Raw genomic sequence first — 8,809 nt, forward strand, 5'->3', positions numbered from 1 at the left:
TTGCATGCGATCTCTCGATGACATCCGCGAAGAGTACGAGTTCCTCGACGGCGACGAACGCTATCGGCTCCTCATCGAACTGGGCCGCGAACTCGACGCCATGCCCGATGCCCTGAAGACCGACGCGACGAAAGTGCGCGGCTGCTCGGCCAGCGTCTGGGTCTATCCCATGGCGCAGGACGACGGCACGCTGCACTTCCTAGCGGACAGCAACGCGGCGATCACAAAGGGCATCGTCTCTCTGGTGATCGCAGCAGTGCAGGACAAGCCGGCCTCGATGGTCGCCGAAACCGACATCGCCGCCGCGCTGGAATCGTTCGACCTGAAGAACCAGCTCTCATCCAACCGCACGCAAGGCGTGCCCAACATGATCGCGCTGATCCGGGAAACCGCCGCGCGCTATGCGCAGGCTTAGCCGGCCCCTCTGGATCGCCGGCGGAGCGTTCTTCGTCGGGCTGGGCACGCTGGGTATCTTCATCCCGCTGCTGCCCACGGTCGTCTTCTATCTCATCGCCGCCTGGTGCTTTTCACGAAGTCATCCGGAGTGGGCCGAGCGGCTCTACCGGCACCCGAAGTACGGCCCTCACCTGCGCGAGTGGCGGGACCGGGGCGCCATCACCCGCCGGGGCAAGTACGCGGCCCTTGGCACGATGGCGTTCAGCACCCTCGTCGTAGGGATGACGGCGGGGGGCTGGTGGCTGCTGATCCCGCTCGCGGTTCTGGCTACCGTGGGAACCTGGATCTGGACCCGCCCGGAGTGATGCTTCGAAACGCGGCCGCCCCCTGTCACCTCCGGTCGCGCTGGTAGACGTCGTCAAGCAGCGCGAAGCCCTTCTTCGTCTGCGTCGCCGTGAGATAGGTCAGGTAGACCGGGACGGGCGCGGGCAGCGGCACGGCCTGTTCAGGCGCCTTGCCCTTCGCTCCGTAGGCCTTACCCATCATCCACCGGCCAAGCTCGGCCGCATCCTCGAGACGAATGCAGCCGTTGGAGAAGAACCGGGCATCCTTCGCCAGGAGATCGCGGTTCGGCGTATCGTGAAGGTAAATGCCTTCGTCGTTGGGGAACAGGAACTTGACCTTCCCCATCGAATTCACCGGCCCCGGCAGTTCACGGACACGCAGGTCCTGCCGCCCGTCGCGAACCGCCTGCCAGTCGATCTTCGCAGGATCGAGGACGGCGGGCTCATCGCTCCAGTCGGCCAGCGCCTGCATGTTCATGGAGTCCAGCGTGCGGCCGGACAGCACCTTTCGGGCGACATTGTCCCGCACGAGGTAATCGGGCACGTTCCAGTATGGGTTGAAGATCGCCCAGTTCAGGTATCCGGCCAGCATCGGTGTCTGCGTCCGGGCGGTGCCGACGACGACGCGCATCGAGCCGACCTGCTCCCCGTTCTGATAGTAGTAAAGGCGTGCGGCGGCGGCATCGACAACGATATGCCGCACCGCAGGAGAGGGCAGCACGCGCGCCCGCTCCCGGTTCAGGCGCAACACCTCCAGCGTCTCGCGGTCCGCCCCCCGAGCTTCAGCCGCCCGCAGCGCCTCGCGCATGCGGACGTAGTGAGGGCTCATCCAGCCCATCTCGTCCATATAGGCGCCCAGCCTGCGCATGGTCGCCACGCGCAGGACGGCGTCATCCGCCGGGCGGGACGGCTTCAACCCCTTGCCCGCGAAGGTCATGCCGACATCACGCGCCTTTCGCATGTCGGCAACGTAGCGGGCGAAGGCCCGGGACAAGGCGATGTCCGCCTGCGCCCGCTCCTCCGCGCCGCCCCTGTCGGCTGCCGCGATCGCCGCACGCAGGGCATCCGGCTTGTAGCGGTCGGGGTCGAGCCCATCGAGGCGCGCATCCTCGATGTAGCCGATCAGCTTTCGGGCGCTCGGGCCCATCCGGCCCTTTACGCTCCAAACCGGCTCGAAATTCGTGCCGGCATAGAATGCTGCGAGCTTGCCGCCAGCTTCGCCCCGTATCGCTGCCGCCGTCGCGCGGTCGGCGGCATTCGCGGATGAGGCTTTAGCGCCCGTCTTGGCGGCCGCCGCCTGCGCCGGGTGGATGATTGCCGGCGTGGCGGTCAAGACAAGCGCGGTTAGCAGCGCGGCTGAGGCCGGGCCGCAGAGAAACGGACGGACATTCATGAAGCTGCTGCGTCAGCCCTTCTCACCGGTGCGGTCGGGAGCCGGCGGCGGCGGCGGCGGCGGCGGCGTGTAGTTCGGATGATAGACGCCGTCGGCCGTATAGTAGCCATCGATGACACCGTCGCCGTTGCGGTCGGCCGCGGTCGAGCCGGCTACGGCACCTGGCGGGGGTGGCGGCGGAGCCGCGGCGAGGGGCTCGTCCTTCTGCGCGCAACCCGCGACGCCGATGCCGCCTGCCAGTGCAAGAGCGATGAGACCTTTCTTCATGCGAAGGTTCCTCTAAAGAATACGTGCCGGGAGGACAGGACCGTCGCTCCCGTGGCACTGCTACAAGGTACCTGCCGAAACTCCCGAAGAATGCGTTCCGGTCATGCTGCAAGGCGAAAAGGTGCCGCATTCGCGCCGAAACGTCTCCCTGGCGGGATAAATCGAGCCTCGAAGGGTCGGGACAGAGCCGCCCTACCGCTCCTCCACCGCGTCGCGCAGCACGGCGATGCCCTTCGCGCGCTGTGCGCGAAGTTCGCGCTTCAGCACCGCAGGGTCGCGGGCCACCACGAAGCCGAAACTGACGCCGCCCTCCTTGCCGATCGTGGCGTGATGCAGCTTGTGGGCCTGCACCAGGCGCTTGGCGTAGCCGCGCTTCGGCACCCAGCGGAAGTACCGCTGGTGTACGAGGCCATCGTGAATCAGCGTATAGATGATGCCGTAGACCAGGACGCCAAGGCCGATCCACGTCCCAGGCTCCCAGGCCCGGTCCGCCATGACCAGCGGCGAGCCGACGGCGAACATGGCGATGCTGATTCCGGCCCCGAATACGGCATAGAGATCGTTCTTCTCGAGCAGGCGGTCATGCGGTTCGTGGTGATCGCGATGCCATGCCCAACCGAAGCCATGCATGATGTACTTGTGGCTTGCCCACGCGACGAACTCCATGCCGGCAACGGAGGCGAGGACGATCAGTATGGCTGCAAGGCTGGACATGGCCCCTTATAGCAGCCGCTCCGCAGCTTGCGACACTCTCTTACAAAGGCGGACATCTGTGCGACAGGTCATGTAGCTGGCGTTCATCTTCAAAGACCTAGAAATGAATGCAACGAAGCGGTCCTTACAGCCACCGCTTCCGGTTTCAGGGTTCAACAAGGAAGACCGTCATGCGCACGTTCACGAAGATCATCGCTCCCGCCGTCGTCGCCGCGCTGGGCTTCACCGCCGTCACTCCCGCGATCGCGGAGGCCGCTCCCCGCCACCAGACGTCCAGCCAGTCGTCCAGCGTTCGCGCCGAGATCAGCGGCCTGCGTGCCCAGATTGACCGCGCCGCCGCCCGCCGGACCATCTCGCAGCGAGAGGCGACGAACCTGCGCCGCGACGCCGCCCAGGTCCAGAAGCTCTACACCAGCTACGCACGCAACGGGCTGAGCCGTCAGGAAACCCGGACGCTTCAGAATCGCGTCGACCGCATCAAGGCAGAGTTGCGCGCGGACCGTCGCGATCAGCGCCGCTAAGCCGCCACAATAAAATTACACACGAAGGCGCCTTTGCACCGCTTGAATTGCGGAGCAGGGGCGCCTATTCGCGCTCAATCATGACAACAGCACCGCGCACCCTCTACCAGAAGATCTGGGACGCCCACGTCGTCGACACGCGCGACGACGGTACCTGCCTCATCTACATCGACCGGCACATTGTGCATGAAGTGACGAGCCCGCAGGCTTTCGAAAGCCTTCGCGCCGCCGGTCGACCGGTACGCCGTCCCGACCTTACGCTTGCCGTGCCCGATCACAACCTGCCCACCACCGCCCGCCGGGACTCTGCCGGCAACCGCATCCCCATCGCCGATCCGCAAAGCGCGCAGCAGCTGGAAGCGCTGGAACGGAACGCCCCGGCCTTCGGCATCCGCTACATCGGGGACGCCGATCCCGAACAGGGCATTGTTCACGTCATCGGTCCCGAACAGGGCTTCTCCCTGCCCGGCGCGACCATCGTGTGCGGGGACAGCCACACCGCCTGCAACGGCGGTCTGGGCGCCCTCGCCTTCGGTATCGGCACCAGTGAGGTGGAGCACGTGCTCGCCACGCAGACCCTGCTGCTCAAGCAGTCCAAGACCTTCGAGGTCCGCGTCGAGGGCACTCTGGGGGCCGGCGTCACGCCCAAGGACGTGATTCTCCACGTCATCGGCGTGATCGGCACCGCCGGCGGCACCGGCTACGTCATCGAATACACCGGCAATGTCTTCCGCGAGATGTCCGTCGAGGGTCGCCTGACGGTCTCGAACATGTCGATCGAAGCGGGCGCCCGCGCCGGCCTGGTCGCTCCGGACGAAACGACATTCGAATACGTCAAGGGCCGGCCCTATGCGCCAAAGGGCGAGGACTGGGACAAGGCCGTAGCGTGGTGGAAGAGCCTCGCCACCGACGAAGGCGCGACTTACGACAAGTCCGTGTTCATCCGCGCCGAGGACATCCAGCCGACCGTCACCTGGGGCACCAGCCCGGAAGACACCTCCGGCATCGGCGGCGTCGTCCCGGCACCGGAGGACTTCGCGGACGCATCCAAGCGCGATGCCGTGAAGCACAGCCTCGAGTACATGGGCCTGACGCCCGGGACGCGCCTTACCGATGTCGAAGTGCAGAACATCTTCATCGGCAGCTGCACCAACAGCCGCATCGAAGACATCCGCGCCGCCGCCGAAGTCCTGAAGGGACGTCGCAAGGCGGGCAACGTCAAGTGGGCGATCGTCGTGCCGGGTTCGGGACTCGTCAAGGCGCAGGCCGAAGCGGAGGGGCTGGACAAGATCATCATGGACGCCGGCCTCGAATGGCGCGAGCCCGGCTGCTCGGCGTGCCTTGCCATGAACCCGGACAAGGTGCCGGCAGGCGAACGCTGCGCGTCCACCAGCAACCGCAACTTCACCGGGCGGCAGGGGCCTGGCTCGCGCACGCACCTGATGAGTCCCGCGATGGCGGCGGCGGCTGCCGTCACCGGCAAGTTGACCGATGTGCGCGACCTGGCGCCCGTGATCTGACGCGCACAAGCTGATAGGATAGGTTCATGTCCCACGAATCCGACAACTCGCTGGCCGGCAAGGCCGCAATCGCCGCCGGCGCCGCCATCGGCTCGGCCGCAATCGCCGCCGCCCTCCTCTTCGTGAAGCGCCGCAAGGACAAGAAGACGCAGGAGCCGCAGCCCGGCCAGACCGGCACCGCGCCGCACTACCCGGCAGAGACCGACTGATGCAGCCGATCAGCCACGTCGCCGGCAAGGCGATCCCCTTCGGCCGCAAGAACGTCGATACCGACGTCATTATCCCTGCGCACTGGCTCAAGACCATCACCCGCGAAGGCCTTGGCAAGGGTGCATTCGAAGCGGTGAAGAAGGAGCCGGGCAACGTCTTCACGGACGAAACCTGGGCCGGCGCCCCGATCCTCGTCGCCGGAGACAACTTCGGCTGCGGTTCCAGCCGTGAACATGCCGCCTGGGCTCTGCTCGACATGGGGGTGACCTGCGTGATCGCGCCCAGCTTCTCGGATATCTTCTCGGGCAACGCGTTCAAAAACGGCATCCTCACCGTGGCCCTGCCGCAGGAGGCGATCGACCGCCTCATGGACGTGGCGCGGGAGCACCCGATCGACGTCGATCTCGACACTCAGACGGTGACCACGCCGTTCCAGGATCGCTTCACCTTCGAGATCGACGCCTTTCGCAAGCACTGCCTGCTTAACGGCCTTGATGAGGTGGGCCTCACCATGGCGCAGGGTGACGCCATCGGCAGCTACGAGGCGAAGGCGAAGGACGCCCTGCCGTTCCTGGCCCAGGCGACCGTCGCCGCCTGACAAGACCGCTTCCCTGCCCTGATCCGGCGGGGAAGCAGACACTGCACCCTGTCGATCGTTGAAGGTCGCGCGAAACAGGGATTGCCCCGGTCCCCGGCGTTCCCTATCGGCAAGCCTGAAGCTCCACGACAGAGGTTGTCCCAATGACCAGTTTCCAGGATCGCGAGCGCGCAGAAGAAGCCAAGTTCGCTCTTGATGCCGACACTCAGTTTCGCATCCAGGCGCGGCGCAACCGCCTTGTCGGCGAATGGGCGGCCGAGCGCATGAAGCTCTCGCACGCCGAAACGGAAGCCTATGCCAAGGCCGTGGTCCAGGCCGACTTCGAAGAAGCCGGCGACGAGGACGTGATCCGCAAGCTGCTGGGCGATCTCACCGCCGCGGGCGTCGATACGTCCGAGAGTGAAGTGCGCACGGCTCTTGAAGCCAAGCAGGTCGAAGCCCGTCGCCAGCTTCTTGGCTGACGCGAAACCCTGAGGATTGACACATGGCGATGTCCGCCGAAGAGATCGAGACCCTCATCCGTGCAGCCCTGCCGGATGCAGAGGTGACGATCACCGACCTTGCAGGTGACGGTGATCACTATTCCGCCCACGTCGTTTCGGCAGCCTTCGCCGGAAAGCCCCGCGTCATCCAGCACAAGCTGGTCTACGAGGCTCTGGGCGGCCGCATGGGCGGTGTGCTCCACGCCTTGCAACTTACCACCGCCGTCCCCAACTGACGTCGCATACTAAACCAAGGGTTCTATAAAATGTCCGACGTCAACGCCCGCATTGGCGACATTGTCAGCAGCAACGATGTGGTTCTCTTCATGAAGGGCACTCCGCTGTTTCCGCAGTGCGGCTTCTCGAGCCGTGCGATCGCGATCCTCGATCACCTCGGCGTCTCCTACGAAACCGTCGATGTGCTGCAGGACATGGAGATCCGTCAGGGCATCAAGACCTTCTCCGACTGGCCCACGATTCCCCAGCTCTACGTGAAGGGTGAGTTCGTCGGCGGCAGCGACATCATGATGGAGATGTACGAGGCCGGAGAGCTGCATCAGCTCATGACCGATAGTGGAATCGCCGCACAGGCCTGACCCTTCGGCGAGACGCGAATAGTGAAGGCTCGGGAACCACTTCCCGGGCCTTTTGCTTTTCCTTCAGGCTGATCGGGAACCCCGGGGAGGCGGAACCGGGAGACTGACCGGTCCCGCCTCAGTCGAGACTGCTCTCGGGGTACAATACTCCTTAAGCAGGCGCCGTGCCAGTTTTCATTTGCGCCTGGAATCAGGCGTTCGCCGTGCCGGCCGCGCGCCCGTCTCACATCAACATGTAAAGTCTGCCGACACCCGCCTCGGCGGTATGGCCGCTTCCATCGCGATTCTCCTTGCGGGCCTGCACGCCATCGGCAACGGTCCAGCCATGTTTCCCAGTGCTCCTTCCCACCTGCCGATGCCTTCGCAGGGTGTCCGTGTCGTTCCGGCCGCCACCGTCGTGATCTTCCGCCATGCCGCTGACGGCGGACCGCCCGAACTGCTGATGGTGCAGCGATCGGACGGGATGCGCTTCGCAGGCGGCGCGGCCGTGTTCCCGGGCGGCCGCGTCGACCCCGCCGATCATGACCTCGCCCGGCAGCTTCTGCCGGACCAGCCCGAGGAGATCGCCGCCGCACGGATTGCAGCCGTCCGCGAAACGCTGGAAGAGACGGGCCTCCTCATCGCCATCCGCACCCCCGTCACGGCCCGGGAAGCCGTTGCCGCACGGGCGATGCTTTTGGAGACCGGCCGGCTGGACACCGTTCTCGCACACTTCGGATGGGAACTGGACCTTGGCCGACTGGCGTTCTTCGCGCACTGGTGCCCCTTGTGGGAAGGCGCTTTCGACACCCGGTTCTTCGTGCTGGACCTCGGCACCGGGGCGGTGGATGTCACCGTCGACGCGACCGAGAATTCCCGCCTCTTCTGGACCAGCGCCGCCGACGCCCTAGCCATGGCCGACCGCGGAGAGATCGCGGTGATCTTTCCCACACGACGCAATCTTGAGCGACTGGCGCAATACGCCGGCCACGCTGAAGCTCTCGCCGACATCGCGGCACATCCGGTTCATCGCATCCATCCGGCCATCGAACTGAGCGATGGCGAGGAGTGGCTGGTTATTCCCGACGGCCTCGGTTACCCGGTACTCGGCCAGCTCAAGAGCAGCGCGCGACGGGGATAGAACGTGAGGCGAGCCGTCCGTCAGGCGGCGCGCTTCGAGGTAAGGTGGTGCAGGTCTGGCGCGCCCGGCAGGGTTCGAACCTGCGACCCCAAGCTTAGAAGGCTCGTGCTCTATCCAGCTGAGCTACGGGCGCGCACTATGTTTTCTCGGACTTCCGGTAGTCTGAGCCCTTCAAGCCGTCAACTTGAAAGGGGAACAGGGAGGCAACGTTCGGCACATACGGGCACATTGCGGTCACATATCCAGGCACACCGGGCGGGCACCTTTTGCTCCCTCGCTTCGTCATCGATGGAGGCTGCCCATGTGCACTGAGATCTACGTGCGAGGTTGGCAGCCAGTTGAAACCGCTCCCCATGGCAAGCCAGTGTTACTGGCGTGGCAAGACTGGCGCGACGGCAAGTGGATTATGGACGTGGGGGCCGCCTCGACCGGCGAGCGCAACGAGGTCGCCAGCAGCATATCGCACCACGGATCGGCTACCCATTGGATGCCCCTCCCCCAGCATCCCTCAGAGGAGCCCTCAGCATGACTTCCACCGGACGCGAGGGATGCGTCACGGGTGATCGCCTCACCTTGGCCCCTATCGATTTCAGCGAGGCGGCTGCGTTCGTTCGTGAGCACCATCGCCATCACACTCCACCGCAGGGA

General features: G+C 65.4%; 13 protein-coding genes and 1 tRNA gene. 10 read left to right on the forward strand and 4 right to left on the reverse strand.

Translation table 11 applies throughout. From position 1 onward, the window contains the following. The first annotated feature begins 4 nt into the window (after nucleotides 1-4). Both C2R25_RS11965 and C2R25_RS11970 read left to right on the forward strand, forming a co-directional pair. Nucleotides 5-415: a SufE family protein gene (locus C2R25_RS11965; protein WP_103729427.1), complete on the forward strand. Its 411-nt coding sequence runs from the start codon at nucleotides 5-7 to the stop codon at nucleotides 413-415. Further along, nucleotides 402-761, forward strand: coding sequence for a YbaN family protein (locus C2R25_RS11970; protein WP_103729428.1), 360 nt, complete (start codon nucleotides 402-404; stop codon nucleotides 759-761). Before C2R25_RS11965 ends, C2R25_RS11970 begins: the two co-directional genes overlap by 14 nt. Nucleotides 762-786: 25 nt before the next feature. Here the strand turns inward: C2R25_RS11970 and C2R25_RS11975 are convergent, their stop codons facing one another. From C2R25_RS11975 to C2R25_RS11985, 3 genes are all read right to left on the reverse strand, one after another. Then, a complete protein-coding gene (locus C2R25_RS11975; RefSeq protein ID WP_233203939.1) occupies nucleotides 787-2,073 on the reverse strand; it encodes a L,D-transpeptidase family protein in 1,287 nt (428 codons plus the stop codon). A gap of 72 nt (nucleotides 2,074-2,145) precedes the next feature. After that, nucleotides 2,146-2,400 carry a hypothetical protein gene (locus C2R25_RS11980; protein WP_103729430.1) on the reverse strand — a complete coding sequence of 85 codons (255 nt, stop codon included), beginning with the start codon at nucleotides 2,398-2,400 and terminating at the stop codon, nucleotides 2,146-2,148. Nucleotides 2,401-2,592: 192 nt separating this feature from the next. Further along, nucleotides 2,593-3,114, reverse strand: a complete 522-nt coding sequence (locus C2R25_RS11985) for a sterol desaturase family protein (RefSeq protein ID WP_103729431.1) — start codon at nucleotides 3,112-3,114, stop codon at nucleotides 2,593-2,595. A 170-nt stretch (nucleotides 3,115-3,284) separates the two neighbouring features. Between C2R25_RS11985 and C2R25_RS11990 the strand changes: the two genes are divergently transcribed. From C2R25_RS11990 to C2R25_RS12025, 8 genes are all read left to right on the forward strand, one after another. After that, nucleotides 3,285-3,635, forward strand: coding sequence for a hypothetical protein (locus C2R25_RS11990; RefSeq protein WP_103729432.1), 351 nt, complete (start codon nucleotides 3,285-3,287; stop codon nucleotides 3,633-3,635). A gap of 80 nt (nucleotides 3,636-3,715) precedes the next feature. Next, entirely contained in the window at nucleotides 3,716-5,155 is a 1,440-nt protein-coding gene (gene leuC, locus C2R25_RS11995; protein WP_103729433.1) for a 3-isopropylmalate dehydratase large subunit, read from the forward strand. Nucleotides 5,156-5,181: 26 nt separating this feature from the next. Continuing rightward, nucleotides 5,182-5,364, forward strand: a complete 183-nt coding sequence (locus C2R25_RS12000; RefSeq protein ID WP_103729434.1) for a hypothetical protein — start codon at nucleotides 5,182-5,184, stop codon at nucleotides 5,362-5,364. Further along, nucleotides 5,364-5,963 (forward strand): 3-isopropylmalate dehydratase small subunit, encoded by a 600-nt coding sequence (leuD, locus tag C2R25_RS12005; protein WP_103729435.1) that lies wholly within the window; start codon nucleotides 5,364-5,366, stop codon nucleotides 5,961-5,963. Before C2R25_RS12000 ends, leuD begins: the two co-directional genes overlap by 1 nt. 143 nt (nucleotides 5,964-6,106) lie before the next feature. Beyond that, the gene (locus tag C2R25_RS12010) at nucleotides 6,107-6,424 is read left to right on the forward strand and encodes a DUF1476 domain-containing protein (protein WP_103729436.1); all 318 of its coding nucleotides are present in this window, start codon (nucleotides 6,107-6,109) and stop codon (nucleotides 6,422-6,424) included. Nucleotides 6,425-6,447: 23 nt separating this feature from the next. After that, the gene (locus C2R25_RS12015) at nucleotides 6,448-6,681 is read left to right on the forward strand and encodes a BolA family protein (protein WP_103729437.1); all 234 of its coding nucleotides are present in this window, start codon (nucleotides 6,448-6,450) and stop codon (nucleotides 6,679-6,681) included. A 30-nt stretch (nucleotides 6,682-6,711) separates the two neighbouring features. Next, nucleotides 6,712-7,041, forward strand: a complete 330-nt coding sequence (grxD, locus tag C2R25_RS12020) for a Grx4 family monothiol glutaredoxin (protein WP_103729438.1) — start codon at nucleotides 6,712-6,714, stop codon at nucleotides 7,039-7,041. Nucleotides 7,042-7,366: 325 nt separating this feature from the next. Continuing rightward, entirely contained in the window at nucleotides 7,367-8,161 is a 795-nt protein-coding gene (locus C2R25_RS12025) for an NUDIX domain-containing protein (protein WP_103729440.1), read from the forward strand. Between the two features lie 56 nt (nucleotides 8,162-8,217). Here C2R25_RS12025 and C2R25_RS12030 read toward each other — a convergent pair. Further along, nucleotides 8,218-8,294 (reverse strand) — tRNA-Arg (locus C2R25_RS12030). Nucleotides 8,295-8,809 lie beyond the last annotated feature (515 nt).

Origin of the sequence: Novosphingobium sp. HII-3 (assembly GCF_002916655.1) — a bacterium.
GTDB classification, from domain to species: domain Bacteria; phylum Pseudomonadota; class Alphaproteobacteria; order Sphingomonadales; family Sphingomonadaceae; genus Novosphingobium; species Novosphingobium panipatense.